Origin of the sequence: Pseudodesulfovibrio piezophilus C1TLV30, assembly GCF_000341895.1 — a bacterium.
Classification (GTDB): Bacteria; Desulfobacterota; Desulfovibrionia; order Desulfovibrionales; family Desulfovibrionaceae; genus Pseudodesulfovibrio; species Pseudodesulfovibrio piezophilus.
The window spans coordinates 749,058-769,099 of the sequence record NC_020409.1 but is presented as its reverse complement, the minus strand read 5'-3'; the positions used below and the strand labels follow the sequence as shown (position 1 = coordinate 769,099).

General features: G+C 45.7%; 22 protein-coding genes. 11 read left to right on the top strand and 11 right to left on the bottom strand.

The window, feature by feature from the left end:
* The first annotated feature begins 18 nt into the window (after window positions 1–18).
* The 7 genes from dprA (at window position 19) to BN4_RS03725 (ending at window position 5,370) form a co-directional block, all read left to right on the top strand.
* Complete coding sequence (dprA, locus tag BN4_RS03755) at window positions 19–1,266, top strand: DNA-processing protein DprA (protein ID WP_015414024.1); 1,248 nt, start codon at window positions 19–21, stop codon at window positions 1,264–1,266.
* Between the two features lie 41 nt (window positions 1,267–1,307).
* Complete coding sequence (locus tag BN4_RS03750) at window positions 1,308–1,580, top strand: TMEM165/GDT1 family protein (RefSeq protein ID WP_015414023.1); 273 nt, start codon at window positions 1,308–1,310, stop codon at window positions 1,578–1,580.
* An 85-nt stretch (window positions 1,581–1,665) separates the two neighbouring features.
* Window positions 1,666–2,079: a hypothetical protein gene (locus BN4_RS03745; RefSeq protein WP_015414022.1), complete on the top strand. Its 414-nt coding sequence runs from the start codon at window positions 1,666–1,668 to the stop codon at window positions 2,077–2,079.
* Between the two features lie 3 nt (window positions 2,080–2,082).
* Window positions 2,083–2,919, top strand: a complete 837-nt coding sequence (locus tag BN4_RS03740; protein ID WP_015414021.1) for an HDOD domain-containing protein — start codon at window positions 2,083–2,085, stop codon at window positions 2,917–2,919.
* A 28-nt stretch (window positions 2,920–2,947) separates the two neighbouring features.
* Complete coding sequence (locus BN4_RS03735) at window positions 2,948–3,910, top strand: GGDEF domain-containing response regulator (protein ID WP_015414020.1); 963 nt, start codon at window positions 2,948–2,950, stop codon at window positions 3,908–3,910.
* Window positions 3,885–4,838, top strand: a complete 954-nt coding sequence (gene xerC, locus BN4_RS03730; protein ID WP_015414019.1) for a tyrosine recombinase XerC — start codon at window positions 3,885–3,887, stop codon at window positions 4,836–4,838. The genes BN4_RS03735 and xerC overlap by 26 nt, the downstream gene beginning before the upstream one ends.
* A gap of 25 nt (window positions 4,839–4,863) precedes the next feature.
* Window positions 4,864–5,370, top strand: coding sequence for a peptidylprolyl isomerase (locus BN4_RS03725; protein WP_015414018.1), 507 nt, complete (start codon window positions 4,864–4,866; stop codon window positions 5,368–5,370).
* 64 nt (window positions 5,371–5,434) lie between these two features.
* Here BN4_RS03725 and BN4_RS03720 read toward each other — a convergent pair whose 3' ends face one another.
* The 3 genes from BN4_RS03720 to BN4_RS03710 form a co-directional block, all read right to left on the bottom strand.
* Window positions 5,435–5,845, bottom strand: a complete 411-nt coding sequence (locus tag BN4_RS03720; RefSeq protein ID WP_015414017.1) for a rhodanese-like domain-containing protein — start codon at window positions 5,843–5,845, stop codon at window positions 5,435–5,437.
* Between the two features lie 252 nt (window positions 5,846–6,097).
* Entirely contained in the window at window positions 6,098–8,344 is a 2,247-nt protein-coding gene (locus tag BN4_RS03715) for a carboxyl transferase domain-containing protein (RefSeq protein WP_015414016.1), read from the bottom strand.
* Window positions 8,345–8,355: 11 nt separating this feature from the next.
* A complete protein-coding gene (locus BN4_RS03710) occupies window positions 8,356–9,774 on the bottom strand; it encodes a biotin carboxylase N-terminal domain-containing protein (protein ID WP_015414015.1) in 1,419 nt (472 codons plus the stop codon).
* Window positions 9,775–9,936: 162 nt separating this feature from the next.
* Here BN4_RS03710 and BN4_RS17625 point away from each other — a divergent pair, with 162 nt between their 5' ends.
* Complete coding sequence (locus tag BN4_RS17625; RefSeq protein WP_157871254.1) at window positions 9,937–10,089, top strand: hypothetical protein; 153 nt, start codon at window positions 9,937–9,939, stop codon at window positions 10,087–10,089.
* A 606-nt stretch (window positions 10,090–10,695) separates the two neighbouring features.
* Window positions 10,696–10,875, top strand: a complete 180-nt coding sequence (locus BN4_RS03705) for a ferredoxin (protein WP_015414014.1) — start codon at window positions 10,696–10,698, stop codon at window positions 10,873–10,875.
* Between the two features lie 67 nt (window positions 10,876–10,942).
* On the opposite strand, the gene BN4_RS18295 is transcribed toward BN4_RS03705, so the two are convergent.
* The 8 genes from BN4_RS18295 to BN4_RS03665 all read right to left on the bottom strand — a co-directional run bounded on the left by BN4_RS18295 (window position 10,943) and on the right by BN4_RS03665 (window position 17,420).
* Complete coding sequence (locus tag BN4_RS18295) at window positions 10,943–11,407, bottom strand: DUF1499 domain-containing protein (protein ID WP_015414013.1); 465 nt, start codon at window positions 11,405–11,407, stop codon at window positions 10,943–10,945.
* A 49-nt stretch (window positions 11,408–11,456) separates the two neighbouring features.
* Window positions 11,457–12,344 (bottom strand): DMT family transporter, encoded by an 888-nt coding sequence (locus BN4_RS03695; RefSeq protein WP_015414012.1) that lies wholly within the window; start codon window positions 12,342–12,344, stop codon window positions 11,457–11,459.
* A gap of 109 nt (window positions 12,345–12,453) precedes the next feature.
* Complete coding sequence (locus tag BN4_RS03690; protein WP_015414011.1) at window positions 12,454–13,119, bottom strand: adenylate kinase; 666 nt, start codon at window positions 13,117–13,119, stop codon at window positions 12,454–12,456.
* 97 nt (window positions 13,120–13,216) lie between these two features.
* Entirely contained in the window at window positions 13,217–14,227 is a 1,011-nt protein-coding gene (gene tilS, locus BN4_RS03685) for a tRNA lysidine(34) synthetase TilS (RefSeq protein ID WP_015414010.1), read from the bottom strand.
* A complete protein-coding gene (locus BN4_RS03680; protein ID WP_015414009.1) occupies window positions 14,227–14,574 on the bottom strand; it encodes a hypothetical protein in 348 nt (115 codons plus the stop codon). Before BN4_RS03680 ends, tilS begins: the two co-directional genes overlap by 1 nt.
* Window positions 14,574–15,947 (bottom strand): glutamyl-tRNA reductase, encoded by a 1,374-nt coding sequence (gene hemA, locus BN4_RS03675; protein ID WP_015414008.1) that lies wholly within the window; start codon window positions 15,945–15,947, stop codon window positions 14,574–14,576. Before hemA ends, BN4_RS03680 begins: the two co-directional genes overlap by 1 nt.
* On the bottom strand, window positions 15,944–16,756 hold the full coding sequence (ccsA, locus tag BN4_RS03670; RefSeq protein ID WP_015414007.1) for a cytochrome c biogenesis protein CcsA: 813 nt from the start codon (window positions 16,754–16,756) through the stop codon (window positions 15,944–15,946). Before ccsA ends, hemA begins: the two co-directional genes overlap by 4 nt.
* A complete protein-coding gene (locus tag BN4_RS03665) occupies window positions 16,743–17,420 on the bottom strand; it encodes a precorrin-2 dehydrogenase/sirohydrochlorin ferrochelatase family protein (protein WP_015414006.1) in 678 nt (225 codons plus the stop codon). The genes ccsA and BN4_RS03665 overlap by 14 nt, the downstream gene beginning before the upstream one ends.
* 106 nt (window positions 17,421–17,526) lie before the next feature.
* Here BN4_RS03665 and BN4_RS03660 point away from each other — a divergent pair, with 106 nt between their 5' ends.
* Both BN4_RS03660 and BN4_RS03655 read left to right on the top strand, forming a co-directional pair.
* On the top strand, window positions 17,527–18,777 hold the full coding sequence (locus BN4_RS03660; RefSeq protein WP_015414005.1) for a glycosyltransferase family 9 protein: 1,251 nt from the start codon (window positions 17,527–17,529) through the stop codon (window positions 18,775–18,777).
* 1 nt (window position 18,778) lies between these two features.
* Window positions 18,779–20,041: a CgeB family protein gene (locus BN4_RS03655; RefSeq protein WP_015414004.1), complete on the top strand. Its 1,263-nt coding sequence runs from the start codon at window positions 18,779–18,781 to the stop codon at window positions 20,039–20,041.
* Window position 20,042: the final 1 nt, after the last annotated feature.

Genomic DNA, 20,042 nt, shown 5'->3' with positions numbered 1-20,042 from the left:
TCATCAAGTAAGCTTACCATGGATTTTTCAAAAGAATATTTTGCCTGCCTTGCCCTCAAGCACACCGCGTACCTTGGTCCATTGGTCTGGAAGCAGCTTTTTGAACAGTATCCTTCCGCTTATGATGCTGTTCAGGATGCATCCAAATGGCGTTCTCTTGGTATAGAGAGTCGGTGGATCAAAAGTATTTCAGCTCAATGTAAAAACGAAGTATGGCGGAAGAAAGCTGAGACCGAATTCAAAGCGGCCAGAGAAGCGGGAATGGACGTGGTGACATGGTTTGATCCGCGTTTCCCACAGGGGTTGAAGCATCTACCGGACCCTCCTGCCATGCTGTATTTCTCCGGCGATATTACTCTGCTGAAGAACCCCGGTGTGGCTGTTGTCGGAGCACGCGAGTGCACAGCCCTCGGCCTGGAAGCTGCTGGGCGCATCAGTACGCAACTTTCCACTATTGGGATCACAGTTGTTTCCGGCTTGGCGCTCGGAATAGACCGCCAAGCGCATTTGGGTGGTTTACGAGGAATAGGCAGTTCTATTGCGGTTCTCGGTTGTGGTTTGGATATTGATTATCCCTACGATAATTTTGATGTTCGCAAACAGCTTATGACCAGAGGACTTGTGGTGACGGAGTATGGGCCGGGTGTGAAACCGAGGCCATCCAATTTTCCTGTGCGCAATCGGTTGATTAGTGGACTGTCTCTTGGCGTACTGGTAGCAGAAGCTGCGCACAACAGCGGGAGTCTTATTACCGCTCGTTTGGCAGGAGAACAGGGTCGTGATGTCTTTGCTCTGCCTGGTCCTCTGGGTCAGCCCACTTTTACCGGCTGTCACAGACTCATCAAGCAGGGAGCATCACTGGTTGAGAGTGCCTCGGATATCGTTGAGATATTACGATATGATTTTGCCCGAGAATTAGTCGAATTGCCTGATCCTGTCTCTGTCGAGCCAGGCGATGTGATCGATGAATCCGAGTCCAGGGTAAAGGGTTCGACAAAGCGGAAAAGATCAGTCACAAAAAGAGCGGAGAGACAGGCTCCTCATCGAAAACGTTCTACTGTGGTGGAGCGGGAAGCACTAATTTTGAATGATGATGAAAGAGCCATTATGACAGCCCTTAATTCTTCTGACAAGATGCATATCGACAACCTCGGGCGAGAGTTGGGATGGACATCCGCAAAGGTGAGTAAAGTCATGCTGATGCTCGAGATGAGGGGGGCTGTCAAGCAGTTGCCCGGTATGTGGTATTTGGCCAAAGAGGATTAAATGATGATTTGTGAGTTACAATCGATCATGGAGAATATAGAATGGACTGGAAGCTTCTCTTAACGACGTTCGGAACGCTTTTTGTTGCTGAGCTTGGTGATAAAACTCAATTAGCATGTATGCTTATGACTGCCAAGACTCAAAAGCCCTGGACTGTCTTCCTCGGTTCCTCGCTTGCTTTGGTGCTTGTGAGTTTTCTTGGGGTTATGTTTGCTCAATTTATCTGTCAATATGTCTCTCCGGCAGTTATCAAGAAGGTAGCTGCTGTCGCTTTTATTCTTATGGGCAGTCTGATCTTTTTCGACAAGATTTGACCAGATGGCTCTTTTGTGCAGAAAGAAGGCTTTGTGTTCACGAGTTGTGAATGTGCAACTCACTTAATTTTTTATTAATATAATTATGCAAAAGATACCGATCGATCTCGCCGCACCGGGCATGAAGTTGGCAAAACCCGTCACCAAGGAAGGTGGTATGACCATCATGGCCGAGGGGATGGAGTTGACAGAGAGTCTCATTGCCCGACTCGAGAATATGAAAGTAGATCGGATTACCGTTCAAGGGAATCCCGTTGATATGGGAGGGGCTGGTGCTGGGACCAAATATGCCGAAAGAATTGAACGATTGGATCATCTCTTCCGACGGTACCCAAACGATAAATGGATGCTTCGGGTTAAGGATAGGATCGCACAATACTTCCGCATCAAGGCGGCAGCACAAGAAGCCAAACTCAAGGCCTTACAGGCGATAGAAGCCCATGAAGCAGATGCGGTGGAGAGTGATGTGGAAATCAGTACTGAGGATTCCGGGAAATAGTCGATGGATATAGATCTCAAAACAAGTGTGAAGGGTGAAATCCTTGCGGTGAAGGATTTACCGACGCTACCGCATGTTCTTGAAGAAGTGACCAAGCTTATCGAGAACCCTGATACTTCGAGTGAGGCCATTGCGAAGGTTATTTCAACTGATCAGGTGCTTTCGGCCAAGGTTTTGAAGATGGTTAATTCTCCTATCTATGGTTTTCCGGGGAGAATTGGTTCTATTCAGCATTCCCTTGTCCTTCTGGGCTTCAACGTCATACGTGGTATCATTATTTCTACTTCGGTTTTTGATATGATGGTTCAGGCCATGAAGGGATTGTGGGAACATAGTCTTGGCTGTGCAACGGCGTGTAATATCATAGCCCGGCGAGCGGGATTCGAAGACCCTGAAGAATATGCTGTTGCCGGTTTATTGCACGACCTTGGGAAGGTTGTGACGGCGGTCCAATTACCGGATTTGCACAAACATATTCTGGATACTGTGGCAGCCAAGGATTTAACGTATTTTCAGGCAGAAAAAGATGTCCTTGGTTTTGGGCATGATCGCATCAATGCATGGCTTGCTCGCCATTGGGGATTGCCGCCGAATATTCGTGAAGCCATGGCTCGCCATCATGCTCCTCAGTTGGCCGAATTTTATAAACCCATGTCATGTGTTGTTCATTTGGGAGATTTTCTGGTGCGTTTACTTGAATTTGGTAATTCCGGGGATGACCAGACGGCATACTTGAGGCCTGAGGCGATGATTGAATTGAAATTCAAGATGTCTGACCTGGATAAGGTGATGGATGAGATGTCAGATCAGTTTATTGAGGTGTCTGATCTTACTTTCTAATTCTTTCGACCTTTGTTAAGTTCCCAGTATGACCATGACTTTGGAAAACTCCCTCTTTCAGCGCAAGCAGACAGCTTTTCTGCTGTCTCCAGATAAAGCATTAGCTGATATGCTCCAGAAGTTGTGGCCTCTTGAGATTCTGGAGTTTCTTGTTTTTGAAAATGGTGGCCGGGCAATCGAGTATATGTTCACAGAACCCCCTGATTTATTGATTGTCGATAACAGGCTTAAAGATATATCCGCTCAGGAAGTTGCCAACCTGGTCAAAAGCGAGAATGTTTATCGTCAATTGCCGGTGGTCATGTGTGTGGACCCTGTGGATGTGGAAAGGCCGTGGAATTGGAATGTTATCGAGGTTGATGATTTTCTTGTGCGCCCATTCAACCCTTCTGAAGTGCGGGATCGTATCAATCTGACTCTTTGTCGAGCCATGCGTGCCCTGGATGCCAACCCTCTCTCAAAGTTGCCTGGAAATACGTCCATAATTCAGCGAATTCAAAGTCTGATAGAGACTCGCGAAGATTTTGCTTTGGCGTATTGTGATTTGGACTACTTCAAATCGTATAACGATAAATACGGATTTTCCAGAGGGGATGAAATCCTGATGATGGCGGCTCGTTTGATTGTGAATACAATACGAAGTTACCAGGGTGTCCTCAGTTTTGTGGGGCATGTTGGAGGGGATGACTTTGTTTTTATCTTACCGCCGGACAAAGCCGAAGATGCCTGCAAACGTATTATTCAATCCTTTGATGATATTGTTCCCCATTTTTATGATCCTGAAGACAGGAAAAACGGCAATATAACTTCAGTTGACCGGGAAGGGCATACGAAGGTTTTCCCGCTCATGGCTGTTTCGATTGCCGTTGTCGTGAACACTGATGGTCGTATTGAACATTATGGTGAGGTCTCATCAATCGCCATGGGGTTGAAAAAGAAGGCCAAGGAAAATCCAAAGAGTTGTTATGTCTTCGATCAACGACAAGCGTAGTGATTATGGAGAATTCGTACGTGGTTTTCTCGGCTATCTTTCGATAGAACGAGGATACTCTGATGCCACCCTTAGGTCATATGGGACTGATCTGGAGCAATTCGAAAATTTTTTGGGGAGAAGTAAGCGGACCCTGGAAAAGCCTTCTGGGATAAGGAAAGAGCATGTTCGTGCCTATCTGGCAGAAATGCACAGACGGGCCTTGTCAAAGACATCTATTGGAAGAAAGCTTTCAAGCTTACGTGCTTATTTCAAATATCTGGTGAAACACAAAGTCGTTTCCGTGGACCCACTTGCGGGCATTCGTAATCCCAAGCAGGAACAGCGCCATGCGCACGCTTTGAACGTGGATCAAGCAATTGCATTGATGGAAGTCTCTATCGATCCGGACCCTGAAGGCCTTCGTGATATGGCCCTTGCCGAGTTGTTGTATGGAGCGGGCCTTCGCATCAGTGAGGCTCTTGGGCTGAATTTATTTGATGTAGATAACGATGTTCTTCGCGTAACAGGGAAGGGAGCTAAAGAACGCATTGTGCCTTTGGGGGATAAGGCGGCAAAGCGAATCCAGCATTATATCGAACATAGACATGCTTTCCTTAAAGGCGATTATTCCGAACAAGCTCTTTTTATTGGTGTCAGAACAGGGAAACGTCTTAATCGTCGTCAGGCAAACAGAGTTATTGCTAGACTCAGCAAGATTGCTAGGCTTCCTAAGGATGTCCATCCCCACATGTTACGTCACAGTTTTGCCACTCATATGCTTGAAGCCGGAGCAGATCTTCGCAGTGTTCAGGAATTACTCGGCCACGAGCATCTGACGACAACGCAACGATATACGCATCTGGACATGCAACATATCATGCAGGTATACGACCAAGCGCATCCTCGGGCTGGAGACAAGCCCACCAATACAGAGGAAGAGACTTAAGACATTTTAGATTATGGAGTAGATGATGGAAAATCCTATGGTTCTTCTGGAAACGCCTGAAGGAGAAATCCTTATTGAATTGTTTCCCGATAAAGCACCGAAGACCGTTGAAAATTTTTTGCAGTATGTTGATGACAAATTCTATGATGGCACCCTGTTTCATAGAGTTATCAAGGGGTTCATGATTCAGACCGGTGGTCTGAACTTTTCTATGCAGGAAAAAGAAACGCGCGCAGCTATAATTAATGAAGCGACGAATGGTTTGAAGAATCTTGCAGGAACTGTTGCCATGGGGCGAACTGCCGATCCGCATAGTGCGGCTGCTCAGTTTTATATCAATGTTGTTGATAATGTTGATCTCGATCATACAGCTGAAGATGACGAGAATTTTGGGTATTGTGTTTTTGGTGAAGTCATAGATGGAATGGATGTCGCTATGAAGATTAACAAGGTAAAAACAAAGACCTACCAGGGGTACGATGATGTTCCTGTTGATCCTATTTCAGTTATCTCAGCGCGACGATTTGAGTAAATTCAGAGAGCTATACAAAAATGAAAGGCACCTGTGTATACAGGTGCCTTTCATTTTTTGGCACTTATTTACTTTCTGTTTGATAGGGCCAACCGTTCATTCCATTTTCAAGAATGAAAAGGCGGCTTTCATCAATACCCTGAGATTTGTAGTATTCGTATGTGCGTTTGGCTCCACCTCGTCCGGCAGGGCAGATAATGACTATACCATCAGTTGATGAGCTGAGGTCAGGAAGAATCGCTTGCAGCTTATTCCGATCTTCCTCTGTTTTGACAGGATAGGCATTTGTCTCAACAGATCCGGGAAGATGGCCTTTAGCAAACTGGTCAATGGGGCAGATGTCAACAATGTTAACTGCTTCATTTTTGTCCAATTTGGCTTTCATCGCTTCCTGGCTAATAAAGTTGTAATCATGGGCCCATGCCAAAACTGGCAAGAGCATGAGAAAGAGCGCGGCGAGTGTCAATTTTTTCATTTTTCCCCCTGGTAGTTTGAATTTCAGATTAACTAATTGAATATATCTATTCAATCTAGTCAAATATATAATGCCGATAATTCTCATGCAGAGCGAAGAATCTTTCAATGTGAAAAAGGTCGTTCTTCGTGTGACATCATACCTATCCCTTTATCAAACGTATCGAGACAGTTATGGGGGTGGCTGGGAGTAGAAATCGGCAATGAAAAAGCCTTCCTTGTTTCCAAGGAAGGCTTGCTGCTCGACGAATTTTTATCTGTAATACAGATTTCTTCCACCAATGGTTCGGAAGACATGCTGAATGTTCTTGCGAATATCCTTACGGCTCCAGACACCTTGTATGTGGCCGCGAGAAAGAGCCTTGAAACAATTGTGATAGTCTGGGGGAATCTCTATCCCGGTTGTTTCCTTTATGACGCCAGGGCCTGCAAATCCGAGACGCGAAGATCGCACTGCATACTGGTATGGAGAGCAGCCCAGGAAAGAGGCGACAGGGCCTGCGTAGGAATTGGTGTCATAAAGAACAACATACAGGCCGCCGGCTTCGATGTATTGTCTGACAGCCATCGTACAGCGTGGCATCTGGATCAAACCATTGACGCCTTCTTGAATCCGTATACCTGCGGTTCCATGGACGTAGGCAAGAAATGGTTGATGTTTTGTTTGTGCCAACTCAAGAGCACGGATGAATTTTTCACCTTCCGCTGCACCGACAGACCCACCTCGGAAATTGGCTATCAAGGTTGCACAGGTCAGGTGAATGCCCTCCAAACTCGCATTGAACGTGAGACAACTGCTTTCAAGCTGTGTCTTGTTCTTGGCAGCTTCGATTCTTTTCTCGAAGTGAGGAAAGCCGGTGGGGTTACCTGAGGCGATGTCATGGTTGAATTCCCGAATTGATCCAGCATCAAACACATTATGGAGATACCATTGGTACTCCATTGGGAAGTTGTAGCCGCAGTGGGGGCACACCCCGTCAAAATCAGTGAAAAGATCTCTGGCCCAAATATCCAAACAGCCTCGTTTCTCGGCATGAGGGCAAGTGATTTCTCTATCCATTTGGGCTTGTGGGCTAACATACCCACTGCCTCTTTCTATAACGACATCGTCTTTTACTGCTTTTGACAAGCCGGTCAACTCAAGTTCTTTCTGTTTGTCTCCATTGGACTTGATTCCGAGTTTCTTGAGTCCGGAATGATAGATTGAGTCAATCTTTCCCGTAATAACATGGATTTCATCAGTCGCTTCTTCAACAATACGGGCAATACGTTGTTTGAAGGGTTTGACTATTTCATAAAGAATTGCCGATGTTGTGCTGGAGACGATCCCACTGCTTGTGGCATTGAGTTTTTCCAGCATGGACCGGTTATCCTGATAGGCGTGCAAGGCGAGCTTGCGATATTTTTTGAATCGTCGATTGATTAGACGCTGACGACCTTTGTCACTCATGGACCAGCGTACAATAATATCAGCATGCTTATAGAAATGTCGCATGGCAACTGCGCGGAACAAGCTCATGCCGCGAACAGAAAGAGTCACTTCATCTGTAGCGCGGACAACTTGCTCGCGAACACGCTTATAGAAATCAAAATGGTCTATTCGAGCACCTAGGGCTGGTTCCTCAATGATCTCATCGATATAACCGTTTTTAAGATTGTCCTGAGCAGTGATTTGTTGAGCGATGGCACATGATTCAATCAATTCAATCGGAGCACGTTCGGAGCCTTTGATTCGGCCTTCGATAGCTGCAGCTCCTTCCGGGGATATGACGGAGTAGTAGCCATGGGAGAGCATGAGTCGTTTGTCAGCCATGCCGATGGCTTCAGCTCCACCTGATCCGCCCTCGGAAAATATGGCGATAATGGGGACCGGCAGGCCCGCCATCTCATAAATGTTCTCAGCTATTTGCTGAGCGGCACCAGGGAAGTCTTCAACTGGATACGAACCAGGGGTGTTGACATAGGCATGAATGGGGATCTGCTCACGAGCAGCGACTTTCATGTACTTGAGAGCCTTGCTGTTTCCCCATGGTTTGATTGAGCCGCCGTTGCGAAATTCCTGGCCATGGCCTTTTTCCTGCCCGACCACCATGACTGGTTGGTTGATAATTTTTTTGCCTTTGCGACGAGTGATATAGGCTCGGGCAATAAGCATACCGGGATCAATGGAGTGTTCATCCATTCCTCCGATTTCCGTGTAATTATCATATACGTTTTCAAGAATATCTTTGAGGCAGCACCGTTGCGGATGGCGTACTATGCGTACTTTATCCATCGCCGTCAGTTGGGAATCAATGGCGGACTCTATGGTGGAAAGCCGTCTTTCAAGAGATTCGACTGCTTTAATGGTTGTTGCGTCGTTGGACTGCAGGTGCTTTTCTGGGAATGCTCCTATTTCAGTGACAAAAGCATCCAGTTCCGGTCGAGACTTGTTGCCAAGAATCTCTAGAGTATAGTTGACACGCTGTAGTAATTCGGAAAGTTTTTTATCTATATTCATAAGGTGCTTCTTTAAAATTCAAGAAGGTTTTCGGTCTTTTGCATGAGGAATGGGATATTTGCTTTCATGGTACCACCACTTGTATCAACACCAGTGAGAGCTAGGTCTTGAAGGAAGTCAAGCCCTCGTTGTTTGGCTTCTGTGATATCTTTTCCCCAAATAATGGCGAGAGCGAGGTTGGGATCATATTCGGTTGGAATTTGATACGGTCTGTCCAGTGGCACATGGGTATGCACAGAAAGCCAGTCCTGTTTTGTCCAAGCGACTTTTTCTATTTTGCCTACCCAGGGAGAAAAACCATTTTCAGTGTCTTCAGCGATGATGCGATACTCAATACTGACACCGCCAAAAGTGACATCTTTTTGTGTATATCCCAGTTCTTCGCCAAGCCCAATTCGAATCTGTTCCCTGATAAGGTTGACATTCTTATCTCCTTTGACAGAGGCAATATCAGCCGAGACACCATTTTCAACTTGGATTCGGGTATTAACTTCCATGAGAAAAGGCTCACCGTTGGGTGTTACAATCCATTCCCATGTCCCGACGTTGTCATATTTGATCTCTTTGGCAATGGACAGGGAATACCCTGTTATATCATCCATGAGCTTTTGTGCATCAAACGTATAGTGGATGTCTTGGGGGCTGAATCCAGGGGCGACCTCAATGCGTTTCTGGAGGCCGGGGCTTTGAACTGAGCAGTTACGAGTTCCGAAGTGAACAGGATTGGTCCCCGTGCGGTCGGATGCTATCTGCACTTCCAAGTGGTTGAAGTTAAAGACACGCTGTTCAATGAGGACACCTTCATCGTTAAATGTGCGGAGTGAATAGTTTCGAATGCGGCGATAGGTTTGGCGAAAACGAGCCATATCTTCACATTCATCGATTCCCATTCCTCCTCCGCCAGCCGAAGCCTTGACGAGAACAACTGGCCTCTTGATGCCCATTTTGACTTGAAATTCAAAGAGACTTTCCGCGATTGATTCGGCTTCCAGCTCATCATAGATGGCGCGGTCTGAACCGGGAACTGTGGGGACACCCAGTTTACGTGCAAGTCGTTTAGTGTTGATTTTGTCTCCAAGATCTCGAATAACATCCCAGGAGGGGCCAATAAAGATCATGGATCGGTCCCGTTCGGTTACTCGTCGCGCAAAACGATAGTTTTCCGAGAAAAACCCATAGCCCGGATGGATGGCAGTTGCACCGGATTCGTCAGCAACGGAGAGAATATCACCTGCATCAAGATAATTCTGGATTTTGTAGAGAGATTTTTCTCCGCCGAGTTTTCGGGCCACATCGATATGACCGGAATCTTTGTCTTCTTGAGTGTATAGAGCAACAAAGGCCAGTCCTAATTCGGCGCAGGCTTCCATTATTCTGACGGCTATTTCGCCTCTGTTGGCTATAAGTATTTTATGATCTTTTATGCTCACGGAATTTTTCTCCTGAGATGACGTTTGGAAGCTGAATTAAATAGCGCTTCTTGTCCATTCTTGCAAATTCTTTGAAATATGAATTTTATGATATATTACATGGTTTTAAGATTAAACATTCGTTTGAATTTGTGAGAGTCTTGACAGTATGAAGAGCGTACAATGATTGATGAAATCATGGCTGATTTTATGTCCTCTTTTGCATTATTGGAAACAGTCTGTTCAATAAATGGGCAAAAAGAGTCTCTGAGAGACGGTATTGTTGGGAATTGGTATTGGTTAATCAGAAGATTGCTGGATAATTCCTGTTTATGAAAGAGGCTTCATGTTTGCGCGAGATCGGGGCATGTGCATGAGAGAGTCGATGATGTATCAAAACGAAGAAATTAAATCCAAGGGTTACAATTGGGAACTGTTTCCATTATGCAATCAGCGAGTCATTTTATAGAGCCTACCGCTTCCTCCCGACTCTCTCAAGTGTCCATTGTAAGTATATTCATCAGCCTTTCTCCTTTTGGGGTGATGCAAAAAAATCAAAGCTATTTATGATTCCAAACCATTATGTGGTGAGCGTTTTGATTTTTTTTACCGATCGTCTCTTCGGGGGGAAGGCCCAAGGCGCCACTTCACAGATGAGCAGTCGCAGTGGGATGGTTTTCTTTAAAGTGAGAGTGACACGAGATGAGAGCTTGTGGTCAAGGGAAGTAAACTGAGTACGGTTGAAAAAGGCTTTTGAGAAGCAAGAGAGAAAGTGACAAATGATTGTTTCCTGGAATAGAGGGATGAATTTTGGAGATGACTGAATTGGCGATTATAGTGTCGAGAGGAAAAAAGAGTTGCGTCAAAAATGTTTCAAGATGTATGAATAAGTCAAAATGACTTGGAAAAAAGACAAGTCAAAACAATTCAGGAGGTGTAAAAATGGGTATTGTTATTGACCCGGATGAATGTATTGGCTGTGAATCGTGTGTGGAAATTTGTCCAGATGTTTTTGAGATGGACGCGGACGGAGAAAAGGCTCTCGTTATAGCTGAAGATTCAACGGCAGATTGTGTCGATGAAGCCATTGAAACCTGTCCTAATGAAGCGATTTCAAAGTAGTTCTGAGTGATGAAACGGGAAGCGGCATAACCGCTTCCCGCAAAAAATGGTCCCATTTGCTTGATGTCTATTGTTCTGAATCATGTGAAGAGTTGAAAAGTGTTCGGAGCTTTTCAAGACGCTTTCGATTTGCACCCAAGTCGGAGTATCCCACTCTGGAAGCCGATCTGACATTGATTATACCTTTGTCTTGTTCATAGAAGCATTCAAGGTCGTCTACAAAATGCAATAAAGGCGTTGAAAATTCTGCATGAAGGTAGTTGCCTTCAACCGTGATAATCCTACTGCCGTCCATCAAACCAATTGTTTTGGTCAAATGTGCCATTTCTCGTGCAACGCTTCCGGTCGCATGGAGTGGAGCTATGGCATATTTTGCAATGTCAGCTTCTGATGAGACGCAATTGTCTTTGTTTGGGCATTGAGAGAGTTTGCCGTTTGTTATGCCCAAGGAGTTTGGTTTGCGTTGAGAGAGTATTATCAGGGAAACTGTGGTGCTAAGAAAAAGAATAAGGGCAAAAATGAGGTATTTCATAGCAGACAAATACGCTAGAGAGGGTGTGTTTGGCAATTCTTGATGCTCTCTATTTTGAACGTGTCGCTAAGATGACCCCTGTAAATATGAGGACGAATCCGACTACATGCGAATGCGTAATCGGTTGATCTAGAAGGAAAAAAGCCCCAATACTACTGAAAATCGGCATGAAATATTGAAAGAGGGATGATGTTCCCGGGCCTATGTGGGTGACAGCTTGGTTCCATAGAAAAAAAGCCACTAAAGATGCTCCTATACCTATATAGACGGTCGCTCCCAAAATTGATGGAGTCATAGCCCAATTCGGCGAGTAGCACTGTTCAACAAAGGCCGCCGGGATAAGTGGTATTGCTCCGATGAAAAAGAGCGCTCCAAGAAAAGAATATTGGCTAATATCAGACGGCTTCCGTTTGACTAGTATGGAATATATGGCCCAGAGCAGACCTGCTAGGAGCATCCATATATCTCCAACGCGAAAAGTCATGTGTAACAGGGTGTCTATATTACCGTGTGTGGCGATGATTAGCATGCCTGCCACTGCAATGGCCAAACCAAAGGCTCGTAAATAACTGATTGCTTCACCAAGAAAGATTCTTGAGAGAATCACGACAAAAATAGGTGTTGTCGAAGCAAAGAGAGCCATATTGGCTGTGTCTGTAGTCCGTGCACTTATGTAAACGAGTGTGTTAAAAAGAGTGACTCCGGTTATCGCCGCAGTAAGGGTTGACCATTTGTAGGCAAGAAGGGCTTTTTGGTCCCGGCGAATGGCTTTCACTGCAAAGGGGATCAGGACTATGGTAGCTGTGCACCACCTGAGTGCTGCAAGTGTAATGGGAGGAAGCGTGTTTACCATCCCGCTGGCAATGATGAAGTTTCCAGACCAGATGCTGACGGCAATAAGGGCGTAGAGAAAGCCAAGAGTTTTGATTCGAGACATAGAGTAAACAGTTTTTATAGGAAGGCTACTGTAGGGGCATTGTGTGTTTTGAAGAAAAAAAGCCTCCCGGATGGAATCTGGGAGGCTTAAGACGTCTATTTGTAGAAGACTAGACGAGCTGTGCCATCAAGTATTCCTTGATTGCATCAATGGATTGCTCGCCGTCTAGTTCAATGTACTTGAAGCCACCATCTTTCATGTTCTTGTAAAAGTTACAAGCTGCCATGGTTCCGGTTTCTTCATCATAGTAGATATTATGACGGACATCAATTGCACCCTCATCCTGATCATCATCACGAGCAGAGAGAGAGCCGCCACACACACGGCATTTGTCGCCTTCAGGTGCGATGACCGGAATGCCAACATTGTTCGGGTGGTTGGGGTTGTTTTCACAGAGGCGACGCCCCATGATACGGCCTTTGGCAATGTCACGCGGCAGTTTGATCTCAATCACGTAATCAAGTTTGACACCATCTTTTTGCAAAGCTTCCCACAATTTTTCTCCCTGAACCAGAGAGCGGGGAAAGCCGTCAAGCAGCCATCCGTTGGTGGAGCTGGCCAAGACATCGAGAACCATTGGGATCGTGATATCATCAGGAACAAGCTCGCCCTTGTTGATAAATTCCTTGGCTTTCATGCCGAGTTCGGTGCCGCCGCCGATATGTTTGCGGAAAATAGCCCCGGATTCGATATGATCCAGACCGTACTTATCTTTAGCCAGGGTTCCCTGGGTGCCTTTACCGGAGCCATTGGGGCCGAAAATCAGAATATTCATACAAAACTCCTCCTGATGATAATAAAGCGCGATATGACAATATCTAAGAGACATTGTGCAAAAGATCACATGCTATTATACCGCTGTATGGAGGAAGTCAATGTTTGTGGGAGAAAACCACACCCGATGCAGTGATCGTCGCGACTTTATTTCCTGGGAATTGAAATACAGCCCCGTTCTTTTTGTCGCACCACGCTTGATCGAGTTTGAACAGGGTTTTCGCTAGGGCCTGTCCTTCGCCTAAATTGTCAAGGGCCGCTTTAAACAATCGAAGACGAAGTGCTTTATGAGAAGAAAGAAGGACTTTTTGTGACAGTTCTTGGTCTGGGCTCGACGTCATTTGGTTCCAATAATCTGAATCTATTCGGCCGATTTTCCACATGCGGGCTATGGATTCTCGGAACTTAGGATTTTCTTTGAGAAAAAGAGGGAGGAGAGTTGTGCGAACCCTATTTCGAGTCCATTCATCATCTTGGTTGGAGGCATCTTCTCTCCAACCAACCTTCAAATCCTGTAAAAAAGATTTCAATTCTGATTTTGGGGTGAGTAAAAAAGGCCTGACCAGTGTTCTGTGTGGATCAAATCCAGACATCCCAGCAAGTCCGGGCCATGCAGTTCCACGAGTCAGTCGCATGAGAACATCTTCGCAAAGATCATCGAGGTGATGGCCCAACATGACAAAATCCCCTTTGACCAGCCTCATGATATCTTGGAAAAATTTATACCTGGCGTCTCTTCCCGCTTCTTCGATGCCGATTCCATTGATCTTGGCGCTATTTCGAATATCTTCTGAACGGGTGAAACACTCAATTCCAAGCTTCTTACAGAAAGCTTCGCACCATTGAGAATCCTCCTGAGCTTCTTTGCGAAGATTGTGGTTCATATGGGCAGCAACAATCCTGCCTCCTCTTCTTTTTGCCAGAAACTGCAAAGTGAGGATAAGAGCGGTTGAGTCAACTCCACCTGAAAATCCGACAATGCTTGTTTTATTGTCTATTGAAAGCTTGAGTTCATGAGCGATGAAGTTGTCTACGTTAAGACAGAAATGCGCCCATTGAGGGGGAATTTCCTGAAGTGAAGTAGGGAGGTCAAGGAACTGCGATTGCATTATATCGAAATTTCGAGTTCATCAAGAAATTGGTCGAGATACTCGATCATGTGTTTACGCTGGTCAGATGTCGCATAGGAGACACAAGAGCAACGCATTTTATTTTTGGCCCGGACCAGAAGTTCAAGGCGCAACTGATTGACTCCCCGGTCTGTCAGGAATTCAAGGGCCATGAAATATGGTCCACATTCATTCGCATGTGTCTCTTGTTCCTGTTGCAGAAGTTCATCAGGTAAAGGGAGATAATATATGCCATCCAATCCTCCCCGTAATTCCAGTTCATCAAAAGCTGTGCGAGCCTTTTCAATATCGGTATCAGCTATATCTTCAATAAGGTATATACGCATTATTGTTCCTTGTTTTTTGATGCATCTATAAACCTGTCGATGTCTTCTGGAGCGCAGGTTGTATTTTTTCTATCCAAATGGGCATCGGGGGGAACAACCTCCTCGTCGAGATTGAACATTCGTCTGGCCAAATCAATGAACCTCTCGGCAGACCCTTCTTCCTGAGTTCGTCTTTTTAAAAAGCACAGAGGTTCATGAAGACATTTTCGGCTGACGGAGAGAACAAGCGTTTCGAGAGAGTTCCGTGTCTTTTGATCAACCGGACCGATCTTTTTTAATGTTTTCGCGAGTTCTCTCAATGCGATTTCTTCATTTTTATCAACAAGGTCGACAATGGTCGGTTGAATCTCCAGAGAGTTGAGCCAGTTCTTAAATGTTGCAGTCTCTGCTGTGACGACAGCTCGGGCTTTTGCAGCCTCTTCGTGACGCTGGGCCATATTATCTTCTACAACTTCCTTGAGGTCATCAATATCGTAGAGATAGGTGTTGTCCAACTGGTTCACATCAGGGTCTATATCTCGTGGCACAGCAATATCAATAAAGAACATCGGCTTGTTTTTGCGCTTCCTGAGAACTTTTTTTACCGCTTTTGCCTGAACCACGGCGACAGGTGATCCCGTCGAGCTGATGACAATATCAACTTCATGGAGCCGATCAGCCATGTTTTCAATCTGGATGGGTTCTCCCCCCATGGAACGTGCTAATTCCTTTGCTCTGGAAAGAGTCCGATTGGCTATGATGATATCCTGTACTCCATTTTGGAGCAGGTGGGTCGCTGCAAGTTCTGCCATCTCGCCAGCGCCGATGAGCATTGCTCGCGTCCCACTGAGGTTACCGAATATCTTTTTCGCCAGTTCGACTGCCGCAAAGCTGATGGAGACAGCGCTTGATGCTATTGCCGTCTCTGTCCGTACTCTTTTGGCCACAGAAAAGGATTTATGAAGAAGACGGTTGATAATGGTTCTGGCTGTCCCCTCATCAACGGCTTTACGGTAGGCATCCTTGAGTTGGCCAAGGATTTGAGGTTCACCCATAACCATGGAATCCAAGCTACATGCAACGGTAAAGATGTGCTCGACAGCCTCAAGATCCGTGTATTGGTACGTGTTCTCAACCAAATCAGCTACTGAACCATGGCATGTGCTCGCCCAATATTCGATAATTGAGTTGAGAACGTCCTGTTCCGAAGCATGCTTGGCGGTTGCTATTATCTCCACCCGGTTGCAGGTGGAGAGGCACATACACTCATGGATAGGGCAATGTGCGGCTAAGCCCTTCTCGAAATGCTCGGTATCAGTCAAAGCAAATTTTTCTCGGATATTCACATTGGCCGTTTTATGGTTGAGCCCTATAAGAATGATTTTTCTATTCATGGCATGGCCCTGAAAGTAATTGTATGATGGATAAGTGAGATGCCCATTCCAATGAAAATCCATATGGCCAAAATGGCCGGTTTACGCCCTCGCCATCCGAGAACTTTGCGTTGGTGGTAAAGAAAGGCAAATAGGAACCAGACTGCGAGGGAGCCTATTTTCATGATGTCCCAACGGAAAATCTTGTCGGGAGAGATCCAATACCATGAGTATGTGGAGAACAGGCCAAGAGTAAAGAGCGGGAAGCCCAAGGATACAGCCCAATTGTTTACTTTATCAAATTTATCAAGAGAGGGAACGTCCTTGCCGATACTGGAGAGGCCTGCTTTGGTCTTTAATTTTCGATTATAATACAGAAAAGCAATTGCAGCTCCAAAGGCCATCATCAAAACGCCTAGTGTCAGAATCAATGAGCCTATATGGAGACCAAAAAAAAGAGCCGTCATTTGGCTGGGCATCGCTACATGAATGCCGCCGAGCGCCATTGAGGCAATAAAAAGCAGAAGAGATAAGGGCAGCGCGGTAATCGCGAGGAATTCGAGCTTGAGCCTCCACCACAAGAAGAAATAAAGTGCCAGTACACACCATGCAAGAATATTGAAATAGAATTTCCCGGCATAGAGGGCTGCCGGTTCGCGAGCCAGGACAAATGCCAGATCTAGGGTGTTGGTCGTAAAGCCGATGACAGCAAACCAGACCGCCATTTTTTTCAGCCGGTTGTTATTGGTTGCAACACCGGTCAGGAAAAGGATCGTCCCTAATCCGTATAAGAGTATGATTACAATTTTTAGTATCTCAAACAAGCTCATCAAGAAGCTCCGGTATGTTGGTGTGCAAAGACGAAGGTAGCAATTTTTTAAGTATTTCGCGAGCGGCGTCAAGATTATGTTCTTTCATTGCTTTAAGAAGTGGTGATCCGACCATTTCCCTGAAGACCTTCGTGTTGTTTTTTGTTTCCATTCCAAGAGCAAGGAGAAGAGGGCGTAACCGTCCCATAAAAGTCAGGAAACGGGCGTATTCATCACCAAATTGATTCGCGAGATCTCTGCGAAGTTGTCTTGTCATGGCCGGGCTTTGCCCAGATGTGGAAATTGCCAAAGTCAAATCGCCGCGTTTGACAGTAGCAGGTACGGTGAAACTGCCCAACTCGGGTTGATCCACACTATTGCAAAGCGTATTGCGTCTTTCGCAGAGTTCACAAATTTCCTGGTTGAGGGCTTTATTGGAAGTACTTGCGATGACAAGAAATTTTGACTCAACATCGGAAGCTTGAAAAGCACGACATTCAAAGATGACATGCTTTTGAGAAACCATTGAGGCTAATTCATCATCTGCCGGGTGGGTATCGATTACCAGAATTGTTCGCGCGCGGGCTTCAAGAAGTGACTTGATTTTCCGTTTACCAACATCTCCTGCTCCGACGACGAGGCAATCCTTATTCTCAAGATGAACGAAAACTGGATAATAACGCATGCGCTTTGATAACCAATGCCAGCACGCATGTAAAACATGAATTACTCGGTTCTTGCTTTATCCTTCTTAGTTGCTGTACTAAACTGAATGAAGACACCAAATACTTATGGAACAGATACTTATTATACAACTTGCCCGATTCGGAGATCTGCTTCAGACAAAGCGATTGATTGTATCGCTATGTGCGCAAAAGAAGCAGGTGCATCTGTGTCTCGACTCCTCTCTGGAGGCTTTGGCCCGATTGATCTATCCGAATGTCATTTTGCACCCGGTTGCTGCCCATGGAACAGGTCATAAGGATCAGTCTCGTTTCCATTCCGTGTTTCTCACGAACAGGCGGGCTTTTGAGAAACTCAAATCGATACCGTTCGAGGCTGTTTTCAATTTGAATTTTTCAGGACTCAACTTTCGGCTCGCCGCCTTGTTTGATCCCGATATTGTTCATGGCTATTCGTGGAAAAACGGTCAGGAAATTATCGGAGTCTGGCCGTCAATGGGCATGCGTTGGTCGGAGACAAGGCGATTGGGATTGAATCTTGTGGATTTTTGGGCTGGATATCTGCGTCACAAGGTCGCTCCGGAGGATGTCAATCCAACAGCAGAGCCTCGGGGAGGAGGGCTGGGAGTGGTTTTGGCAGGCCGCGAATCTCGTCGTTCCCTTCCTGTTCCGGTCCTGGCGGCAATCATCCAGACACTCGTCGTTAGTTCAAGCTATGACAGTATTCAACTCCTGGGTGGTTCTCAGGAGTATGGTGCAGCAAAACAGCTTCTCAAGCTTTTACCTCGAGATTTGCAACAGAAGTCCTTCAATCTGGCCGGAAAGACCAGCTACTCCGATCTCGTGGAGAGAGTGGCAGGGCTTGACTGCCTTGTAACGCCGGATACTGGAACCATGCATCTCGCGGCCCATCTTGGAACACCCGTGAAAGCTTTTTTCCTTTCTTCGGCATGGTGTTTTGAAACTGGTCCCTATGGAAAGGGCCATATTGTTTATCAAGCGACAACAAACTGCCTGCCGTGCCTGGAAAGCCAGCCCTGTCCATACGAAACCCGTTGTCTTGAGTGTTTTTTCTCTTCTGAATTCAAAAGGTTCATGGTCACCGAAAAAGAAGCTCACGCACCGGAAAACATGATTGCATTCAGGTCGGATTTTGATGAGTTGGGCCAGATTTATGTTCCTTTTGCCGGACAGGATAAAGAGAGCGAAAAGCGAACACAGTTTCGTCATTTTCTTCAACAGTATCTCACTGGTGAGGGAGAGGGGGCCTCAGATACGGATACGACACTTGCGTTGCGCCTCTACAGTGAAAAGGATTGGATGATGAGTGAAGGGCCAAAGAAATTATTCGGGATATGATATGAAAAATTTAAGGATTCTTGTTGTTCTTCCCCTTTATGGTGGGTCACTGCCTATTGGGCGGTATATCACTTCGGCTCTGAGTAATGATGGGCATTTGGTTGAAGTTTTTGAAGCCCCGGAGTTCCTCGATGCCTATAATTCGTTGGCGGGGTTGAAGATCACTGCAAATAAATTAAGCTATTTGCAAAATTCTTTTTTGAATGTCGTCAGCCAAGCTGTTTTGGCCAAGGTCGAGACATTTGAACCGGATCTTGTCTTGGCTATGGCTCAAGCCCCACTCAATCATCAAGCCTTAAAAAGATTGAGGAAGGATGGGGTGACCACAGCTATGTGGTTTGTCGAGGATTTTCGTTTATTTACGTATTGGAAATCCTTTGCCCCGATGTATGATATATTTGCCGTGATCCAAAAAGAGCCTTTTCTTCAGGAGTTGGAAAAGATCGGGCAACCGAATGCACTGTATTTACCCCTTGCTGCACAGCCTGACTTTCATCAACCGCTCACTCTCAATCCAGTTGATAAGAGAAAGTTTGGTTCCGATATTTCTTTCATGGGAGCAGGCTATCCCAACAGGCGTGTAGCTTTCCGGGAGCTGGTTCAGTACAATTTCAAGTTATGGGGAACAGAGTGGGAAGGAGACCATGTTCTTGAACCTCTTGTTCAGCTTCAAGGGGCACGAGTTTCATCGGTAGACTGTGTCAAAATCTTCAATGCTTCCAAAATCAATCTGAACCTTCATTCGAGCATTCAGGCAGAAGAATTGGTGACATTGGGCGATTTTGTCAATCCAAGGACCTTTGAACTGGCAGCGTGCGGGGCATTTCAGCTTGTTGATGAGCGTCGCCTTTTGTCGGAAGCTTTTACGAAAGAAGAACTGATTACATTCAGCTCAATGGATGATTTGACCGATTTGATAGACCATTATCTCGTGCACCCTGAAGAACGAATTGCATTGGCTGAAAAAGCCAGGAAGCGTGTATTGGCAGATCATACGTATCAAAAACGGATGCAATCCTTATTGGAATTTACAGCAGAAAAAATAGAAGGCTGGCCTCGCCAAAAGGCTGTTCATTCGAGCCTTATTGATTTGCCCCCTGAACTTTCCGGAGAAATATCTGCGTTGCTTGTACGGTTAGGGTTACCGGAAGATGTCTCTTTTGATGATTTGGTATGGGCTATCAGACGGCAACAGGGGAAGCTTTCAGAGTTGGACACTGCGATTCTTTTTCTGGATGAATGGAAAAAACAATATTCGCAGTAAA

Coding starts and splice junctions, on each gene's coding strand:
- ccsA (WP_015414007.1), bottom strand. CDS start 16,756: ATGAGCTTGTTTGAGATACTAAAAATTGTAATCATACTCTTATACGGA.
- BN4_RS03720 (WP_015414017.1), bottom strand. CDS start 5,845: ATGAAAAAATTGACACTCGCCGCGCTCTTTCTCATGCTCTTGCCAGTT.
- BN4_RS03745 (WP_015414022.1), top strand. CDS start 1,666: ATGCAAAAGATACCGATCGATCTCGCCGCACCGGGCATGAAGTTGGCA.
- tilS (WP_015414010.1), bottom strand. CDS start 14,227: ATGCAATCGCAGTTCCTTGACCTCCCTACTTCACTTCAGGAAATTCCC.
- BN4_RS03680 (WP_015414009.1), bottom strand. CDS start 14,574: ATGCGTATATACCTTATTGAAGATATAGCTGATACCGATATTGAAAAG.
- BN4_RS03690 (WP_015414011.1), bottom strand. CDS start 13,119: ATGAATATTCTGATTTTCGGCCCCAATGGCTCCGGTAAAGGCACCCAG.
- BN4_RS03665 (WP_015414006.1), bottom strand. CDS start 17,420: ATGCGTTATTATCCAGTTTTCGTTCATCTTGAGAATAAGGATTGCCTC.
- BN4_RS18295 (WP_015414013.1), bottom strand. CDS start 11,407: ATGAAATACCTCATTTTTGCCCTTATTCTTTTTCTTAGCACCACAGTT.
- dprA (WP_015414024.1), top strand. CDS start 19: ATGGATTTTTCAAAAGAATATTTTGCCTGCCTTGCCCTCAAGCACACC.
- BN4_RS03695 (WP_015414012.1), bottom strand. CDS start 12,344: ATGTCTCGAATCAAAACTCTTGGCTTTCTCTACGCCCTTATTGCCGTC.
- BN4_RS03750 (WP_015414023.1), top strand. CDS start 1,308: ATGGACTGGAAGCTTCTCTTAACGACGTTCGGAACGCTTTTTGTTGCT.
- xerC (WP_015414019.1), top strand. CDS start 3,885: ATGTCTTCGATCAACGACAAGCGTAGTGATTATGGAGAATTCGTACGT.
- BN4_RS03655 (WP_015414004.1), top strand. CDS start 18,779: ATGAAAAATTTAAGGATTCTTGTTGTTCTTCCCCTTTATGGTGGGTCA.
- BN4_RS03735 (WP_015414020.1), top strand. CDS start 2,948: ATGACCATGACTTTGGAAAACTCCCTCTTTCAGCGCAAGCAGACAGCT.
- BN4_RS03725 (WP_015414018.1), top strand. CDS start 4,864: ATGGAAAATCCTATGGTTCTTCTGGAAACGCCTGAAGGAGAAATCCTT.
- BN4_RS03740 (WP_015414021.1), top strand. CDS start 2,083: ATGGATATAGATCTCAAAACAAGTGTGAAGGGTGAAATCCTTGCGGTG.
- BN4_RS03660 (WP_015414005.1), top strand. CDS start 17,527: ATGGAACAGATACTTATTATACAACTTGCCCGATTCGGAGATCTGCTT.
- BN4_RS03715 (WP_015414016.1), bottom strand. CDS start 8,344: ATGAATATAGATAAAAAACTTTCCGAATTACTACAGCGTGTCAACTAT.
- hemA (WP_015414008.1), bottom strand. CDS start 15,947: ATGAATAGAAAAATCATTCTTATAGGGCTCAACCATAAAACGGCCAAT.
- BN4_RS03705 (WP_015414014.1), top strand. CDS start 10,696: ATGGGTATTGTTATTGACCCGGATGAATGTATTGGCTGTGAATCGTGT.
- BN4_RS17625 (WP_157871254.1), top strand. CDS start 9,937: ATGATTGATGAAATCATGGCTGATTTTATGTCCTCTTTTGCATTATTG.